This is a genomic window from Ruegeria arenilitoris, from assembly GCF_013035425.1.
GTDB classification, from domain to species: Bacteria; Pseudomonadota; Alphaproteobacteria; order Rhodobacterales; family Rhodobacteraceae; genus Ruegeria; species Ruegeria arenilitoris_A.
Genome location: NZ_WQHX01000008.1, coordinates 82,763 through 100,597, shown reverse-complemented (window position 1 = coordinate 100,597; position 17,835 = coordinate 82,763). Strand labels below are relative to the sequence as shown.

The 17,835-nt window shown below is 52.6% G+C and carries 18 protein-coding genes; 12 read left to right on the top strand and 6 right to left on the bottom strand.

Annotated elements, in window-relative coordinates; genetic code table 11:
* Positions 1–28 precede the first annotated feature (28 nt).
* From GOV45_RS19295 to GOV45_RS19255, 9 genes are all read left to right on the top strand, one after another.
* Positions 29–847 carry an ABC transporter ATP-binding protein gene (locus tag GOV45_RS19295; RefSeq protein WP_170480865.1) on the top strand — a complete coding sequence of 273 codons (819 nt, stop codon included), beginning with the start codon at positions 29–31 and terminating at the stop codon, positions 845–847.
* 29 nt (positions 848–876) lie between these two features.
* Positions 877–1,863, top strand: coding sequence for a branched-chain amino acid ABC transporter permease (locus tag GOV45_RS19290; protein WP_170480863.1), 987 nt, complete (start codon positions 877–879; stop codon positions 1,861–1,863).
* 2 nt (positions 1,864–1,865) lie between these two features.
* Positions 1,866–2,123 (top strand): hypothetical protein, encoded by a 258-nt coding sequence (locus GOV45_RS19285; RefSeq protein WP_170480861.1) that lies wholly within the window; start codon positions 1,866–1,868, stop codon positions 2,121–2,123.
* Between the two features lie 3 nt (positions 2,124–2,126).
* Entirely contained in the window at positions 2,127–3,203 is a 1,077-nt protein-coding gene (locus tag GOV45_RS19280) for a branched-chain amino acid ABC transporter permease (RefSeq protein WP_170480859.1), read from the top strand.
* A 74-nt stretch (positions 3,204–3,277) separates the two neighbouring features.
* Positions 3,278–4,561 carry an ABC transporter substrate-binding protein gene (locus GOV45_RS19275; protein WP_170480857.1) on the top strand — a complete coding sequence of 428 codons (1,284 nt, stop codon included), beginning with the start codon at positions 3,278–3,280 and terminating at the stop codon, positions 4,559–4,561.
* Positions 4,562–4,642: 81 nt separating this feature from the next.
* A complete protein-coding gene (locus tag GOV45_RS19270; protein WP_170481273.1) occupies positions 4,643–5,476 on the top strand; it encodes an ABC transporter ATP-binding protein in 834 nt (277 codons plus the stop codon).
* Between the two features lie 19 nt (positions 5,477–5,495).
* Entirely contained in the window at positions 5,496–6,716 is a 1,221-nt protein-coding gene (locus GOV45_RS19265; RefSeq protein WP_170480855.1) for a phenylacetate--CoA ligase family protein, read from the top strand.
* 111 nt (positions 6,717–6,827) lie between these two features.
* Positions 6,828–8,492, top strand: coding sequence for an ABC transporter permease (locus GOV45_RS19260; RefSeq protein ID WP_170480853.1), 1,665 nt, complete (start codon positions 6,828–6,830; stop codon positions 8,490–8,492).
* Between the two features lie 74 nt (positions 8,493–8,566).
* A complete protein-coding gene (locus GOV45_RS19255) occupies positions 8,567–8,917 on the top strand; it encodes a DUF2794 domain-containing protein (RefSeq protein ID WP_170480851.1) in 351 nt (116 codons plus the stop codon).
* On the opposite strand, the gene GOV45_RS19250 is transcribed toward GOV45_RS19255, so the two are convergent.
* The 3 genes from GOV45_RS19250 to GOV45_RS19240 all read right to left on the bottom strand — a co-directional run bounded on the left by GOV45_RS19250 (position 8,914) and on the right by GOV45_RS19240 (position 11,485).
* Positions 8,914–9,651 (bottom strand): NlpC/P60 family protein, encoded by a 738-nt coding sequence (locus tag GOV45_RS19250; protein ID WP_170480849.1) that lies wholly within the window; start codon positions 9,649–9,651, stop codon positions 8,914–8,916. The two genes, GOV45_RS19255 and GOV45_RS19250, sit on opposite strands and share 4 nt — an antisense overlap.
* Complete coding sequence (locus GOV45_RS19245) at positions 9,648–11,030, bottom strand: leucyl aminopeptidase family protein (protein ID WP_170480847.1); 1,383 nt, start codon at positions 11,028–11,030, stop codon at positions 9,648–9,650. Before GOV45_RS19245 ends, GOV45_RS19250 begins: the two co-directional genes overlap by 4 nt.
* A 65-nt stretch (positions 11,031–11,095) precedes the next feature.
* Entirely contained in the window at positions 11,096–11,485 is a 390-nt protein-coding gene (locus GOV45_RS19240; protein ID WP_170481270.1) for a hypothetical protein, read from the bottom strand.
* Between the two features lie 342 nt (positions 11,486–11,827).
* Between GOV45_RS19240 and GOV45_RS19235 the strand changes: the two genes are divergently transcribed.
* Positions 11,828–12,364 (top strand): SRPBCC family protein, encoded by a 537-nt coding sequence (locus tag GOV45_RS19235; RefSeq protein ID WP_170480845.1) that lies wholly within the window; start codon positions 11,828–11,830, stop codon positions 12,362–12,364.
* 129 nt (positions 12,365–12,493) lie between these two features.
* Entirely contained in the window at positions 12,494–12,967 is a 474-nt protein-coding gene (locus GOV45_RS19230; RefSeq protein ID WP_170480843.1) for a phosphoribosyl-AMP cyclohydrolase, read from the top strand.
* A 153-nt stretch (positions 12,968–13,120) separates the two neighbouring features.
* On the opposite strand, the gene GOV45_RS19225 is transcribed toward GOV45_RS19230, so the two are convergent.
* The 3 genes from GOV45_RS19225 to GOV45_RS19215 form a co-directional block, all read right to left on the bottom strand.
* Positions 13,121–14,143 carry an aspartate-semialdehyde dehydrogenase gene (locus GOV45_RS19225; RefSeq protein WP_170480842.1) on the bottom strand — a complete coding sequence of 341 codons (1,023 nt, stop codon included), beginning with the start codon at positions 14,141–14,143 and terminating at the stop codon, positions 13,121–13,123.
* Between the two features lie 111 nt (positions 14,144–14,254).
* Positions 14,255–15,292, bottom strand: coding sequence for a glycosyltransferase family 4 protein (locus GOV45_RS19220; RefSeq protein ID WP_170480832.1), 1,038 nt, complete (start codon positions 15,290–15,292; stop codon positions 14,255–14,257).
* Between the two features lie 17 nt (positions 15,293–15,309).
* The gene (locus GOV45_RS19215) at positions 15,310–16,482 is read right to left on the bottom strand and encodes an MFS transporter (RefSeq protein WP_170480830.1); all 1,173 of its coding nucleotides are present in this window, start codon (positions 16,480–16,482) and stop codon (positions 15,310–15,312) included.
* A 126-nt stretch (positions 16,483–16,608) separates the two neighbouring features.
* Between GOV45_RS19215 and GOV45_RS19210 the strand changes: the two genes are divergently transcribed.
* On the top strand, positions 16,609–17,757 hold the full coding sequence (locus GOV45_RS19210) for a DUF3095 domain-containing protein (protein ID WP_170480828.1): 1,149 nt from the start codon (positions 16,609–16,611) through the stop codon (positions 17,755–17,757).
* Positions 17,758–17,835: the final 78 nt, after the last annotated feature.

Here is a 17,835-nt window from a genome sequence, read left to right as displayed (position 1 = left end):
CGTTTTTGCGTAAGTCAAGGAGCCACGGATGCTGGATAACTCCGAAGGATATATCACCGAAGATGGCCGAAAGATCGGTGGCGTGGTGATGGAGATGAAAAACATCACCCTGCGTTTTGGCGGCGTGGTGGCGATCAAGGATATTTCGTTTGATATCCGCGAAGGCGAAATCCGCGCCATCATTGGCCCCAACGGAGCCGGCAAGTCTTCGATGTTGAACGTGATCTCAGGGTTTTACTTACCGCAAGAAGGTGAGGTTTGGTTTCATGCCGCAAAGCGCCCTCAGATGCGCCCTTACGAGGTTGCGCGGCAAGGCATCGCTCGAACGTTCCAGAACATTGCATTGTTCGAAGGAATGAGCGTGTTGGATAATGTGATGACGGGACGCCTTAACTACATGAAAACAAATATCTTCCAGCAGGCATTGTGGAAGGGAAAGGCCGAGGCAGAAGAAGTCGAAAATCGTGAAGCGGTCGAAAAAATTATCGACTTTCTCGAAATTCAGCACATTCGCAAAACGCCAGTTTCGCGGCTGCCTTATGGCTTGAAAAAGCGTGTGGAACTGGCCCGTGCTTTGGCGGCCGAGCCAAAACTGTTGTTATTGGACGAGCCGATGGCTGGAATGAATGTTGAAGAGAAAGAGGACATGAGCCGTTTTGTCCTCGATGTGAATGATGAATTCGGCACCACCATTGCTTTGATCGAACATGACATGGGCGTTGTGATGGACCTGAGTGACCGTGTGGTCGTGATGGATTACGGGCGCAAAATTGGTGACGGCACACCTGATGAGGTGCGCAACAACCAAGAAGTTATCGACGCCTATTTGGGAGTCAGCCATGACTAATTTCCGGTCTGACATTTGGGAGGGTAATAATGCCTGAGCAACTGGTATTTGCGATGGAGGTCATCCTCAACGGTTTGATGGCCGGTGTACTGTATGCGCTGGTCGCGCTAGGCTTTGTTCTGATCTACAAAGCGTCAGGAATTTTCAATTATGCGCAAGGTGTTATGGCCTTGTTTGCAGCTATGACACTGGTGGGCATAATGAACGGTCAGGTGCCGTTTGCACATCTGATCAACGCCGTTTTTGGAACACATATTCATAAGTTTGGCTGGAATATACCGGCGTTCGTGGCCATCCTTTTGACTATGGCCGTCATGGTCTTTCTGGCATGGGCGGTGCAAAGGTTCGTAATGCGGCATCTGGTCGGCCAGGAACCTATTATCCTGTTTATGGCCACGATAGGATTGGCCTACTTCCTGGAGGGTGTTGCGGATCTGATGTGGGGGTCCGAGATCAAGACACTGGATGTTGGTTTGCCGCAAGGCATCAACCTGTGGATTGACGAGGCAACGTTCAACATATTCGGGTACGGCTTCTTCATCGATAATCTGGATATTGTGGCCACGGTCATCGCAGCTTTGTTGGTGGCAGCTCTGGTTGCATTCAGCCAGTATACCAAACAGGGCCGGGCGATGCGTGCGGTTGCGGACGATCACCAAGCTGCGTTGTCAGTCGGAATTTCGCTGAATTTCATATGGGTGATGGTGTGGTCAGTCGCCGGTTTTGTCGCGCTGGTCGCGGGCATAATGTGGGGAACCAAGTCCGGAGTGCAGTTTTCATTATCGCTGATCGCTCTTAAGGCATTGCCAGTCCTCATGCTGGGTGGGTTCACATCGATCCCGGGCGCGATTGTGGGCGGGTTGATCATTGGAGTCGGCGAGAAGCTGTTCGAGTTTACTATAGGTCCCATGGTTGGCGGTGCCACGGAGAATTGGTTTGCCTACGTCTTGGCCCTGATCTTTCTTGTGTTCCGGCCACAAGGTCTGTTCGGCGAGAAAATCATCGAGAGGGTGTAGCGATGCAAAAGCTGATCGCCATCGTCAATGTCATTGCTTGGGCTGGCTTCTGGGCATTTGGTTATATCGCTGTCACCTCTGACAGTCTTAGTCAAAGCCAGATGGTTGTCGCCGCCTTGCTCGCATTTGCCGGGCTGGTCACAGGAGTTCTGGCTTACATGAAACTAGTGCGCGCCTCAGAATCGAGCGGATATGCAAAAGGGTCCAATCAATTGGACGCCGCCACTCGAAACCGGGCGCAAGAAGAATGGGGAAAGTAAGACATGTTCTATCGTGAAGCAGGGGACTTCAAAGTCTCCTACGTGGATGACAGCCAGACTTTCCCAATCAAGTTTGACAGATATCGGTATTACTTTGTTTTAGCGGTGGCGTTCGGCATTATTCCATTTGTCATCAATGATTATTGGGCAAACGCCCTTCTGCTGCCATTTCTGATCTATGCGATCGCCGCAATTGGGTTGAATATTCTGGTTGGATATTGCGGGCAAGTCAGTCTTGGTACAGGCGGATTTATGGCGGTCGGTGCATACGCCTGTTACAAACTGATGACCGCCTTTCCCGATGTCAGCATGTTCATTCACGTTTTGCTAGCGGGCGGCATCACAGCTCTTGTCGGCGTGTTATTCGGGTTGCCTTCGCTGCGAATAAAAGGTTTTTACTTGGCCGTTGCCACGCTTGCAGCCCAGTTTTTTCTGGTCTGGCTTTTTAACCGAGTGCCGTGGTTCTACAACTACTCTGCATCAGGCCAGATCAACGCACCTGAACGCGATGTATTCGGCATTATCATCACGGGGCCAAACGCTCCGGCGTGGGCGACGTATCTGTTCTGCCTGATCTTCCTGACTGTTTGCGCCATTATTGCTCGCAACCTTACACGCGGCACAACCGGGCGCACGTGGATGGCAATCCGCGATATGGATATCGCCGCCGAGATAATCGGAGTTAACCCTCTAAAAGCGAAACTTACCGCGTTTGCAGTCAGCTCGTTCTTTGTAGGAGTATCTGGTGCACTGTTTTTTGCGGTATATCTCGGCGCTGTCGAAGTTGGCGAAGTGTTCGGCATCCAGAAATCATTTCTGGTATTGTTCATGGTCATTATCGGCGGGTTAGGCTCGATTTTCGGATCCTTTGCGGGCGCTGCATTCCTGGTGCTGTTACCGGTGGTTCTAAAAGTTGTCGGAGCCGATTGGTTGGGTTGGCCGACAGATATCGTTGCCCACCTGCAATTGGTGATCGTAGGTGCGTTGATCATCATTTTCCTGATCCTTGAGCCACACGGCTTGGCGCAGCTTTGGCGCGTCGCGAAAGAGAAACTCAGACTATGGCCGTTCCCACACTGAGCGGGGCTGGCCCAAAGAAAAGACGGGCATTAAGCCCGGACCAACATCGGATCAAAAAAGGGAGGAAACACCCGATGAAAAAGAAACTGGCAACCTTTGCGCTGGGCGCACTGATGGCCGCGGGCCCGGCTATGGCCGATCTTGTGTTCCCATCGCTTAGCTATAGGACCGGACCGTACGCAGCGGGCGGCATTCCATTTGCCGATGGCTATGCTGACTATTTCACGCTGTTGAACGAACGTGACGGCGGAATTGGCGGTATTCCAGCCAAGGTGATTGAATGTGAAACAGGCTACAACACCGAGAAAGGTGTTGAATGCTATGAATCGACCAAGGGCGAAGGCGCGCTTGTGTACCAGCCGTTGTCGACCGGGATTACTTATCAGTTGATCCCGAAAACAATGGCAGACGGAATTCCGATGCACACGATGGGGTACGGCAGAACGTCGGCAAAGAACGGTGACGTGTTCAGCCATACCTTTAACTATCCGGCTAACTACTGGGATGGTGCTTCGGGCGCGATCAATTACCTGCTGGATGAAAACGGTGGCGACCTGAATGGCAAGAAGATTGCTTTGGTCTATCACAACTCGGCATACGGAAAAGAACCAATCCGTACCCTCGAGGAGCTATCGAAAAAGCATGGCTTTGAATTGGTAGCATTGCCGGTCGACCACCCAGGTCAGGAACAGAAGTCGCAGTGGCTTCAGATTCGTCGGGATCGTCCCGATTATGTCCTGATGTGGGGTTGGGGCGTCATGAACCAGGTTGCCGTACAGGAAGCCGCCAACATCCGGTTCCCAATGGAGAACTTCATTGGCATCTGGTGGTCAGGCTCTGAGAACGACGTACTGCCTGCAGGTGAGGCAGCAAATGGCTACAAGGCGCTTACATTCCACAACGTTGGTGCGGACTATCCGCTTTATGACGACTTGAAAAAGTACGTTGTTGATGCGGGCAAAGCGGCTGGCGCTGGCGATCAAGTCGGAACCGTTCTCTATAACCGTGGTCTCTATGCGGCGATGTTGGCAGCCGAAGCCGCCAAAAAGGCGCAAGAGATTTCTGGTAATGCAGACATCACCCCTGCCGACATGCGCGATGGCATGGAAGCATTGGAAATGACCGAAGCGAAGATGGCGGAACTTGGCATGCCGAATTTTGGCCCGACCTTTGCGGTGTCATGTGACAACCATGGTGGTGACGCCCTGGTGGGTGTGACCCAATGGGATGCGGCCAACAAAACATGGTCTCTGATTTCCGAATTCAAGGCAACGGACGGCGATGTAATTGGCCCGCTGATTGATGCGGACTCTGGCGCCTATGCCTCGGAAAACAACATCGCATCGCGCTGCAACTAAAGTGCAAAGCGAACCGGGACGGCAGATTGCTGCCGTCCTGAACACCCACGTCCACTAGTGGACAGGCATGAGGACACGCTGATGCTGGATGCGGCACAAACCAATGACGTGCAGGCGGAAACCCTGCTTGAGGTCAACAACATCGAGGTGATCTACAATCACGTTATCCTTGTGCTGAAGGGCGTGAGCCTGACTGTGCCGAAGGGTGGGATCACTGCTTTGTTGGGTGGCAACGGTGCTGGCAAGACAACAACCCTAAAAGCGGTTTCGAATTTGCTGCATTCAGAGCGAGGCGAAGTTACAAAGGGCACAATCGAGTATCGCGGCCAGAGCATTCACGAAAGCGACCCGGCTGATCTGGTTGAGAAAGGCGTTATTCAGGTTATGGAGGGTCGCCACTGCTTCGAGCACCTGACCGTCGAAGAAAATCTGCTAACCGGGGCCTACACGCGGAAGGATGGCAATACGGCTATTCAGCAAGACCTTGAATTAGTTTACAAATATTTCCCCAGGTTGCAGGAGCGCCGCCGTTCTCAGGCTGGTTATACGTCAGGTGGCGAACAACAGATGCTCGCGATGGGACGCGCGCTGATGTCCCGTCCGGAAACGATTTTGTTGGACGAGCCTTCTATGGGACTGGCGCCGCAGTTGGTCGAAGAGATTTTCGGTATTGTGAAGGATTTGAACGAACAAGAAGGCGTTTCATTCCTACTGGCCGAGCAAAATACCAATGTCGCCCTGCGGTTTGCGCACTATGGGTACATTCTGGAGTCTGGCCGCGTCGTGATGGATGGTCCTGCGGCTGAACTGCGTGAGAACCCGGACGTAAAAGAATTCTATCTCGGCATGTCCGAAGAAGGCCGCAAAAGTTTTCGTGACGTGCGCTCATACCGCCGCCGCAAGAGGTGGTTGTAAGCGGATGGAGGAGTAGGTGATGACGAAGTTTTATGATGCCCTCGAAACCCGCTCGGCAGATCAGCGTGCTGCCGAACAAACGCGAGCATTGCGTGCTCAGATTGAAAAGGCCAAAACTGCGTCAGGGTATGCTGCGTATCTGGCAGATGTGGAACCGGAATCCATTTCTTCGATGGATTATTTGGTGAATATTCCCGTTCTTAGAAAGTCTGACTTAGTACGCGCTCAGGCGGATCATCCACCATTTGGCGGATTAACGTTAAAGCCGGCGGCACGATTCCATCACATCTTTCAGTCGCCGGGGCCGATCTATGAACCCGGAAGTACGGATCACGATTGGTGGCGCATGGGGCGGTTTGTTCATGCTGCCGGAATCGGGCCCGAAGATATTGTTCAAAATTGTTTTGGCTATCACTTGACCCCCGCAGGAATGATTTTTGAAAACGGTGCCCGTGCGGTAGGTGCTGCAGTGCTTCCGGCCGGAACAGGGCAGACCGAATTGCAGGTCACTGCGGCACGTGATGTGGGATGCACAGCTTATGCCGGCACTCCGGATTATCTTAAAGTAATCTTGGACAAGGCCGAAGAAATGGGCGTTTTGCTAAATTTCAAGAAAGCCGTTGTTGGAGGCGGGGCTCTGTTCCCTTCTTTGCGGCAGGAATATGCGGATCGCGGGATCGCCTGTCTTCAATGTTATGCAACTGCGGATCTTGGCAACATCGCGTATGAAAGTCCCGCGATGGAGGGGATGATCATTGATGAACATGTGATCGTCGAGATCGTGACCCCGGGAACGGGAACTCCGGTGGAGCATGGGGATGTGGGCGAAGTGGTCGTCACCTCGTTGAACCCTGATTATCCACTCATACGTTTTGCGACAGGAGATTTGTCTGCAGTATTGCCAGGCGTGTCACCGTGTGGGCGAACCAACATGCGTATTAAGGGTTGGATGGGCCGCGCAGACCAAACCACAAAGATTAAGGGTATGTTTGTGCGCCCCGAACAGGTGGCCGCATTGGTCGATAAACATTCGGAAATCGTCAAGGCGCGCGTCATCGCGGCTCGTCACGGAGAGATGGATACTTTGACCGTGCAGATCGAAAGCCCCGGTGGCGACGACTCGGCCTACGCAAAAACCGTTGTTGAGGTACTCAAACTTAAGGGAGCCATAGAAGTTGTCGCGCCAGGCTCGCTGCCTAAGGATGGGTTGGTAATCGAAGATCAGCGGGTCTACGAATAACTGGGTGAACAACAAAAGCGTCAAAGAAACTTTGACGCGCCTACTGGTGTTTCCGAGCGTTTTAGTCGATTAAAGACAAATCGTTGGGATTGTCGATCAAAAGCCTGGTAAATGGCAAAAATCGAACTTGCAGAACACGGAACCCGCAATCGCGGAGCGCTGGGCACACGATTTGTCGGGTGCATTGCTTACATCGTGGCGGCAGCCTGTCTTTTACCAATGTTGGCTGTTGTCGTGGCGGCGGTCACTGGCGGCACGGATACAATCGCACATTTGCTGTCAACAGTTCTGCCGGAATACGTCCTGACCACTGCGATTTTGGTATTATTGGTGTCGGCAGGCACGTTTTCCGTTGGGGTTGGTGCTGCCTGGTTGGTGACCATGACGCGTTTTCCGGGGGTTAGATTTTTGGAAATAGCGCTGGTCCTTCCGCTTGCATTTCCAGCTTACGTATTAGCCTACGCCTACACGTTTATTCTGGATCATCCCGGCATTGTACAGTCCACCTTGCGGCAAGTAATGGACTGGGGTCCCCGCGATTACCGGTTTCCTGAAATTCGATCCACTGAAGGTGCAGCAGTAATGCTGATCCTTGTGTTGTATCCTTATGTCTACCTTTTGGCTCGGGCGGCTTTTCTTCAACAAAGCGCTACCGCATTTTTAGCCGCGAGAGCACTGGGAAACAGCGCATGGGCGGCTTTTTGGCGTGTATCATTGCCCATGGCGCGTCCAGCTATAGCAGGCGGTGTGCTTTTGGCGGTGATGGAGACAATCGCAGATTTCGGCACTGTTGCGTATTTTGGCGTTCAGACCTTTGCGACGGGTATTTACACAAGCTGGTTCTCGATGGCTGATCGTGCAGCGGCGGCTCAACTGGCGTCATGCCTCCTGGTTTTTGCCTTGGTAATGGCAGTGGCCGAACGGACTCAACGTGGCAAGGCAAAATACTATCAAACCGGCAAGCGTCACGCGGGAATGGGTGCGGCACAGCTGAATGGCTGGCAATCAGTCGCCGCGTTCACGTTGTGCAGCATACCAGTGTTGTTGGGGTTTTTGTTGCCCGTTTTCATTCTGGTGCAAATGGGTATGGATTCCGAGCAGGATTTGTTTTCCCGGCGCTATCTGGGTTTTATCCGTAACTCGCTGTTGTTGGCGGGAACAGCGGCGCTGGTCACGGTTTGCGCCGCAATCGGCGTTGGTTTCTTTCAACGCCTTAGACCGGGGCGCGGGTCGAATATGGCGGCTTATTTGGCCAGATTGGGCTACGCAGTGCCCGGAGGCGTTATCGCCGTAGGGCTGATGGTGCCTTTTGCCATGTTCGACAATACTTTGGACGCTTGGATGCGCCAAAATTTCGGAATATCGACAGGATTGTTGGTCACAGGATCAATTTGGCTGTTGATAGCGGCATACATGGTTCGATTTCTCGCTGCGGCCCTCAGCGCGTATGAAGGCGGGTTAAGCACTGTTCACAGCAACATGGATGCGGCGGCTCGGTCTTTGGGGCAAACGCCTCTGGGCACATTGCGCCGGGTTCATCTGCCAATTCTGACACCATCGCTGCTGACTGCGTTATTGATTGTTTTCGTTGATGTAATGAAAGAACTGCCAGCGACACTGATCATGCGACCGTTCAACTTTGACACACTTGCGGTTCAGGCCTATCGGCTGGCTTCGGACGAACGGTTGGAGGGCGCAGCGGTTCCTTCACTGGTCATATTGGCAGTAGGGTTGTTACCAGTAATTCTGATCTGTCGTCAGGTTGGCCGACGGTAACAGGTGGAAATGAAAATGCGCAATCTAAGAGCGGTAGGCTTGATTCAATTTGGATTTCCGGCGAGGCTTGGATCATGAACATGCAGCCTCCCAGCCGGTTTCCCTCACGTCCGGCGCAGATGCCGGTTTCCTTTGACCGGCGTGAGATGTCTCAGATTCTGTCCGTATATGGCCGGATGGTCGCCGCCGGGGAATGGCGCGACTATGGAATATCCAACCTGCGCGATGTGGCGATATTCTCCATATTCCGAAGAACTGCAGAACACCCGATCTACCGTGTGGAAAAGCACCCGGGATTGCGTTTGCGTCAAGGGATGTATTCCGTGGTCGGAATGGATGGTCGTATCCTGAAACGAGGGCAAGATCTGCGAACAGTTCTTAGGGTTCTGGAGCGAAAACTAATCCGGGCTGTAGACCCTGATTAAAGCCTAATGTGCGACGTAATGGCTCCGTCTCCCTGTTTCTCGATACGATAGATCGCTTTGTCCATCGGCTCATATGCCACAGCCATGTGGTAGGCGTTTGCGTGTAGCAGCAAATTCTCGCCCGCGACCCAGGCAACGTGACCTTTCCAGAACAACAAGTCGCCGCGTTCGGCCAGTGTGCCCCCAGGCAAGGTTTTGCCCAGCTGACGTTCTTGATCGCTGCTATCGCCGGGGCAAGCTGTTCCGCAAGCCAGTAGCCCGGCTTGTACCAGACCTGAGCAATCCAGACCGAACCGGCTGTTGCCGCCCCAAAGATAAGGTGTGCCAAGAAACTGCTCAGACACTGCGACAGGATCGGTCAAACGGGAAAAAGTTGGAATGGCATGCACCTGGGGTACATACCCCAACTCGGTTTCCAGAAAGCCATGTTGTTCAGACAATGCTCTTATCCTGCTACCATGACTCAACGACAGAATATCGGCGCTTTTCATGTCTGGTTGGGTATACACATGAGTTGCCGGAGCAAGTATCCAATGTGTCTCGGGGCTAAGTTCTCCCAGTTGACCAGAGGCAACCCACCCGCGGTAGCCATCCTTGTCCGAGATCACCAAACTCCACTCGTCAGCGACTTCGGACACTGTGACGGTGTCGCCAAATAACAGTTGCCGGTCCCGCTGACCCTTGGGCTCCCGAAGAAGATCAACTACAGGGTTTACTACGCGTCGTTGGCTCATAAACCCAAAACCTCCGGCAGCGCGGCGAGTATTGCGCGAGGCCCCTGCCCCAATCCGCCTTTGCTGCGACCCGGTTCCTTCGTGCGTTGCCAGGAATAGATGTCAAAATGAAGGTAACGGCATTCGTCGACAAATCGACGAAGGAACAAAGCTGCGGTTATCGAACCTGCAAAACCGCCCGATGGTGCATTATCCAAATCCGCGATCCCAGGTTCGATCATGGCCTCATATGGAGTGTGAAGCGGAAGTCTCCAGACTGGATCAGCGGTGGCTTGTCCTTTCTGCTGCACTATTTCCGCAACTTTATCGTCGTTGGAATAGAAAGGGGCGATATCTGGTCCGACGGCAACGCGAGCGGCCCCGGTCAAAGTGGCCATCGAGATAACAAGGTCAGGGTGTTCCTCAGCAGCAAAAGCAAGAGAGTCGGCCAGCACCAGCCGACCTTCGGCGTCAGTATTGTTAATCTCAACTGTCAAACCGTTTCTTGCCGTCAGAATATCCCCGGGTCTGAAGGCGTTGCCGGCCACAGCATTCTCAACCGCAGGAATCAGAACGCGTAGTTGTAGGGGCAGTTCCAAAGCCATGATCATGCGCGCCAAGCCCAACACGTTTGCGGCCCCACCCATATCTTTTTTCATTAACCCCATGGCAGAGGCTGGTTTTAAGTCCAGTCCACCGGTATCAAAACAGACGCCTTTGCCAACCAAAGTCAGTTTGGGCCCTTTGTGTCCCCAGTTCACCTCAATCAATCGCGGAGCTTGTTCTGCGGCACGGCCAACGGCGTGAATCATTGGAAAGTTGTCCCTTAACAGGGCTTCTCCGAGGACCACTTTGCACGAGGAGTCAAATTCTTGCGCCAATGCCTCGGCCGCAGACTGCAGCTGTTCGGGGCCCATGTCGGATGCAGGTGTGTTGACCAGATCGCGGGTCAAAGCCTCGGAATTGGCCAATGTTTCAATCCGAGTAACATCCACGCCTTCGGGTGCAGTCAGCCTTGCTTTGCTTGACGATTGGTCAGCGTACTTGTCAAAGCTGTAGGCTGTCATCAGCCAGCCCAAACATTCGTTTTCCAGAATGGCATCCGGCAGCTCTGATGAGATTCGGTACGAGCCTTTTGGCAAAGCTTCAGCTGCGGCAGCCAACGGAAATCGTTTACGTGCACGTTTTTCTGCGCTACCGAATCCTGCAACGGCTTTGGCCGGTGAACCGTCCGGCTCCGGCAACAAAATGACTTGCCCTAAAGCACCGGTGAATCCGTTTGCCGTGACCCATGCGGCAACCTGAGTTGGCTGTTCCTGCAACCATGCTTCAAGATCAGGTTGTGCCACGACTTCAAGAGCAATGGTGGACTCGTCGGGTGCTGCAAAGGACAAAGGCATAGGCTTCTCGGGGCTGTTGTGTTCGCGCCAAGATTATCCGCCAAAGTCCTGCCTGCAACCCCCGGTCAGACTGTCAGGTCCTTTTGGTCCCAAACGGCAGTCAAGGAGCGTTCACCTACCCTAATCAATCGTCTCAGTGTCGCTCCCGTAGCGACGGCGTCACCAGCATCTATTGTGTGGGACACGTCTTCTGCCACGCGGGCAAGTGCTGTCATCCCAACCTGATCCGAAATACCGACAAGCGACCGAACGCATTTGCGCAGATTGGCCCAGTTCCGCTGACGCCAGTGTTGTTCGCAATTGGAAATGCGTAAGGCCAGTTCCTCGATCGTGCGACTCAGCACGTCTGTAGCATTCGCATCACCCAATTGCCGGTACAGAACGTTCAAGCGGTCCGGATCCAGGCGCACGGATTCCTTTTGTTCTAGTGTGATAATATTGTTCACCACATTCACCCCAATTGTTGCGCCCCCACGGCGCCGGTCAAAAATTGCGTCCAATCCTTGCTAAATCGTTGCACTGCAGGAAGATTATGTTTCGAATTTTTTGAGAATTTGGACGAGCTGCTTTCTTTACCTGGGAGAGTTCAAAGGTGGATTGCGCACAGCCTTTGCTGGAAACGCTTGAATTTCTACCAGGGTCGCCAAGGTTATTTCTGCCCATTTGTGTTGGGTTAGAGCCATATTTCTCCTTCATGCAATAGTTGGAAATCTTGTATTGAGCGGTGCGTATCTGATGTCTGATATCGCGAGTTGTCTGTATAACGTCCCCAACCAATTTCTATTAAGGAGCGTGACATGCGATTCATAAAACGTATTCTCTTAACTTTGCTTGTCCTCATTTTGGCTCTTGTTGGCGTCTCTTATTTGTTGCCGAGTAAGGCGGAAGTTTCCCGCAGTATCACTATCAACGCTCCCGCCAGTGCAATCTTTCCTTATGTAAATTCCATGCAACAGACCGAAAAATGGTCGCCATGGTTGTCCCGCGACCCGCAGACCGAGTTGTCATACAGCGGTCCCGAGGCTGGGGTGGGCAATACTTTGTTATGGAGCTCTGACCATCCGCAAGTTGGCAGTGGATCGCAGGAGATCATCGAGAGCATCCCAGATCAATCCGTTAAGACGGCTTTGAATTTTGGGCCGATGGGGACTGCTTCGGCCTCGTTTCAATTGAAACCTGAGGGAAATCAAACGCAAGTAACTTGGGGATTCGAATCTGAATTGGGATTGAACCCTATGTCGCGTTGGATGGGGCTGATGATGGATAACTGGGTTGGTGGTGATTATGAAAGGGGTCTAGTGAATTTGAAAACTCTGGTTGAACAGCAGGCCTGAAAATCGACGGTGTCCAAGTATTTGATGGTCTGAAAACAAGGTCGACTGAGCAGACCAAATGATCTAACACCTTTCAGATAATGGCGAAAACTCAGGGCATTTTGCCCGAATGGCAGGGGAAGTAATCTGATGGCAATCACCGAGAGCGAGATAGCTGAGGCTCGGGTAGCTTGGGGCAAAGCACTAGTGGCAATCGCCAAGGCTTACGAGGTCGAGGGTATAGATGGCGCGCGGTTGATTGCGGAAAAGACACTGGATTCTGCTTATGGCTATAACCTTGGACCGGTTCTGTTCAAACCGACTATGGCAAGCGGCAAGCAAACATTTCGCCCAACCAGAAAGGGCGCGTTGTCTTATTTCGTTGGCCATGATGCAGAATACCCTTTGGACAGTGGCTTTGGCTTAAAAGGTTGGCGAACGGTTACATCAGAGACATCTGCAACTTTCATCGAAGGCGATGTTGCGATGTGGATGGGTTGGGTATTGATGACGGACAAAGATGGCAATGAAACCAAGGTGGATAAAAGTTGGGGTTACAAAAAAGATGCCAACGGAACGCTGCGCATCATATTGCATCATTCGTCTTTGCCATACCAACTATGATGGTCATCAAAGTGGGATCGCTAGAGGCCCTTAGGTAATATTCAATTTTTTCATACGGCCCTTCGTGAACCCGCGCATCGTCAAGTGGCACAAAAAACCCCGCCATGTGGTGGCGGGGTTCTTTATCAGTCAAAGCATGAATGGATGTTCCAATCAGCCTTTTTTCAGAACCTCACGACCCAACAACTCAGCGATCTGAACTGCGTTCAAAGCGGCGCCTTTGCGCAGGTTGTCAGAAACACACCATAAATTCAGGCCATTCTCCACAGTCGAATCCTGCCGAATACGACTGATGAAAGTCGCAAAATCTCCTGCGCACTCTACCGGTGACACGTATCCACCGGCTTCGCGCTTGTCGATTACCATGATTCCCGGAGCTTCGCGTAAGATGTCGCGTGCTTCATCTTCGTCCAGAAATTCTTCGAACTCGATATTTACTGCCTCGGAGTGGCCAACAAAGACCGGTACACGCACACAGGTCGCGGTGACTTTGATCGAAGGGTCGACGATCTTCTTTGTTTCAACGACCACCTTCCACTCTTCCTTGGTCGAGCCGTCTTCCATGAAGACGTCGATCTGCGGAATGACGTTAAACGCGATCTGTTTCTGAAACTTTTTAGGTTCAACTTCGGTTGTAGGGTTATAGATGGCCTTGGTCTGATCCCACAGTTCATCCATCCCTTCTTTGCCAGCGCCAGATACAGACTGGTAGGTTGAAACAACAACGCGCTTGATCTTGGCGCGGTCGTGCAATGGCTTAAGCGCCACAACCATCTGTGCGGTCGAGCAATTGGGGTTAGCGATTATATTCTTGTTCTTGTAATCGTGGATCGCTTGCGGGTTGCACTCTGGCACAATCAACGGGATATCCGGATCGTACCGGTAAAGCGAAGAGTTATCTATAACCACGCAGCCTGCATCGGCCGCTTTGGGGGCATAAATCTTGGTCGCCTCAGATCCCACAGCGAATAAAGCAATATCCCAACCAGCAAAGTCGAATGTATCCAGGTCCTTGGTCGTGAGCGTTTTGTCGCCAAAGCTGACCTCAGTACCCAAGGAACGACGGCTAGCCAGTGCGGCAATTTCATCGATGGGGAACTGGCGTTCATCCAGTATGTTCAGCATTTCGCGGCCCACGTTACCCGTGGCGCCGACGACAACGACGCGATAGCCCATTTCATGTCTCCAAAGTTAAGGACGCGCGTTCATAGCTGCGTTGCAGAAAAGAAAAAAGGCCAATTGCACAGGAATTCCGCGCAAATCACCGATTTGACGTGATTGTGGCCGTTACGGTGCGTCCAGCAGAGCGCGATAGACCCGGACGATTGCTTGCGCCTCGTCCTCGATTCGAAAGTATTGTTCGACATGGGCGCGGGCAGCGTTTCCTGTTTCGGATAGTTTTTCAGGATCGCTGAGCATGTCATGCAGGGCGTCGGCCAACGCCCGTACGTTGTCTTTTTCCACCAGCCGACCAGTCACCCCATTCTTAATCTGAGCACTAAAGGCGCCTACACCTTCGCTAGCTATTACCGGCACGCCCGAAGCCATCGCCTCCAATGGTGTCAGACCAAACCCTTCGTGGCGCGCTGGGGCGACAAACAAGTCAAGAGCGCGGTACATTTCAACGATTTCTTCCCACGGACGCTCTCCAAGAAAATGCAACCGGTCGGACAACCCGGCTGCGGCAACTTTTTCCTCTAGTTCCTTTTGGAAACCTTCAAATTCTTTGGTTGCACGTCCGGTGAACACGATCTGGGCGTCGGGATGCCTGGGAAGAACCTCGATTGCGGCGTCTACCAGCAGATCGACGCCTTTCTGCGGCCGAATTCGGCCAAAGCATCCAATGAGAGTGCCATTAGGTAACCCAACCGAAGCACGAAGTAACTGTTTGTCACTTGTTGGATGGAATAGTTCAGTGTTCACGCCGTGCATTATCACGGTAGCAGGGTATTTCAGAAAAGATGCTGCCTGAGGTGTCGTTGCAATCAGCCCATCCATCCTGGAAATCAGCCACTTGGTAAACCGGGAATGGTCGCGTTGTGCGGCTGAAGTGAACAAAAGCCTAAAGTTACACCGCAAGATCGACTTTAACACTAGCCCCATCAGCATCTCGGTGTTTCGTCGCGCATGCCAAACCCGACGGAATTTTCGCGAAAGAAATGGTACTTTCCAGAGCCTAATATGGGGAATATCAGACGGAAGCCCGGGTCCGGTCGCGCGAATTCCAATCATTTTTTGCTGAATCGGAAGCAGTCGAACAACGGTTGTGGTTACGCCAGAAAGACTGTGTTTCAGATTGGGGGCTATTACTTCGATTTCCTGCACGGGCTGTCTCCGATCCGTCAGTCCACGCTGTCCCGGCTGAATAGGTAGATCAGACAGCCAAAAACAAGGGCAACTGCAAAAAACGCAAAGATCGCAGTGTATGGTGCCGTTGGACTAATATTGACATTGGCCGCGTGAATGCGCCCGGTCGCAAATTGCGCTAACCCAACTCCGCCAATGCCAAACAGGTTTAGCAGTGTCACACCGCGGCCAACTAGATGCGCCGGAATGAATGCACGCCCATGTGCCATGATGACCGGAAAGCTGGCCCCCAGAAATCCTATGACGGCCAATAACAGAGCCGAGAACCACACGGAATCTTCGATCCAAAGGCACAAAAACGCCAGAGCACCCGCGCCCAGGGCGTTTCCACCAAAGATTACCCATTTGCGGGTTTTCAAGATTCGATCCAAGGGACCGTAAGCGAAGGTTCCCGCGATCATCGCGGCACCCATGATCAATGTAACTTGACCGATTTGTGTGGTACTTAGCCCAAAAACATCCCGCAGGTAAGGCCCAGCCCAAAGTCCGCGCAAGGCGGCAGATGGCGCATAGGCTACAAGCATTAGTGGCAGGATCGTCCATAAAGCAGGGTTTTTCAAAAGGCTTAGCACAGTACCTTTATGTTCTGTCTCTACCCTCTTGGGGTCGGTTACAGAGACCCAGATTCCCATCGCCACAACGGTGGAGACGAATGCCAAACCGCCCAGAGTAGCGCGCCAGCCCATTAGCTCAACAGCCAGCGCTGTTGGATAGGACGCGACCAGATTTCCGATCGAGCCAACACCCAACATAACTGCGGCGAGGGTAGCAAACTTTGCAGGCGGAAACTCTCGGGCGAATATGAAATAAGAAGCCATCAGCACCGGTGAACATCCAACCCCGATCAGTCCCATCGCCACAGACACATGTATTGGCGTTGTGGCGACCGCAAACAATGCTGCTCCGCCTCCACCGCCAAGCAACAACAAGACCGATGCGGTTTTGCGGGGTCCGATACGGTCCAGCGCCCAACCAACCGGGATTTGCATGGCGGCAAATATCAAAAACCAAAGACCCGAGGCAAACGCCAAGTCCTCTGGCGACGCACCAATATCGCGTCCCAATTCGGTGGTTAGAACCGCCAGAAATGCCCTGAAGAACTGGCTGAGGACGTAAGCCAGACACAAAATGATCAAACCTGCCTGCATCCAGTCCTCCTTATCCGAATGCTTGGCATGTCACGCTGTCGTACACAAGCTCATGCGATATGATTCAGGTTTGGGAAACCGATAAGGATCACGCTATCTTCAACGAGAATTACTTTTTGCGGATCAATGATGACTGACAGAGATTCTCAATTTTATGCGACGGTTCCGATTTCTGACGACTTCCTCAGCCTAAGCGAGCCCGATCAGTTCCGGGCTCTACCCGACAGCTGGTATGTAGGGGTGGCCGATATCGTTGACTCGACCGGAGAAATTGCGCGAGGTCGGTACAAAACCGTCAATATGGTTGGCGCGGCGGTGATATCGGGTATGATTAACGCTTTGGATGGTCGCGTCTTTCCCTACGTGTTTGGAGGGGATGGCGCAGCATTTGCAGTGCCGGCCGAGGATGCTGAAGCAGCGCATCGAACTCTGGCCATTTTGCGTAGTTGGGCCGAAGCCGAGTTTGATATTGCCTTGCGTGCGGCTCTGATACCAGTCAAAGCCATTCGCCAGGCAGGTCGCGACATCAGAGTGGCCAGATATGCGCCTTCATCAGGTGTAGACTATGCTATGTTATCCGGCGGCGGTTTGGCCTGGACTGAAGGGCAAATGAAAGCTGGAAATTTTGCTGTGCCACCCGACGATAGCGACACGCAGCCCGATTTGACCGGGCTTTCTTGTCGCTGGTCCAACAGTGCAGCTCGCCATGGTCAAATCGTTTCACTCGTTATTCAGCCCGATTCCGAGTCTAACGAAAGCGATTTTGCGGAAATTGCAAAATTGGTATTGTCCACGGCACAGTCCTTAGACAGGGCTGGGCACCCGGTTCCCGAACACGGACCTCCAATAAAATGGCCTCCGCCAGGTGTTGATTTGGATGCGCATGTCTCACGTCAGGGACGAAACTTGTTTCTGCACAAGCTCAGACTGCTTGCCGAAAACCTATTCCTAGGACTTTTGTTCAAGTCGGGCATGCGATTGGGAAACTTTGAACCAGTGCATTATCAGCGAATGGTCAGCAGTAACTCAGATTTCCGCAAATTTGACGACGGCTTGAAAATGACGCTGGATTGCGACCCTGCCACGCTGTCCCGGATCGTCCAAATATTAGACGACGCACAGAAAATCGGTAAAATCCGTTATGGCTTGCACGCCCAACAGGAGGCGATGATGACCTGCTTTGTCCCTTCAGCGATGCGCGATGACCACGTGCATTTCGTTGATGGTGCATCCGGCGGCTATGCGCAGGCCGCGGCGATGATGCGCGCACAGTAAGATAATGTTTTAATAAGAGATTGCGCTTTCGCCTGAAAAACATGGTTTTCGCATGTGATCTGAGCAAGCCTACGATGT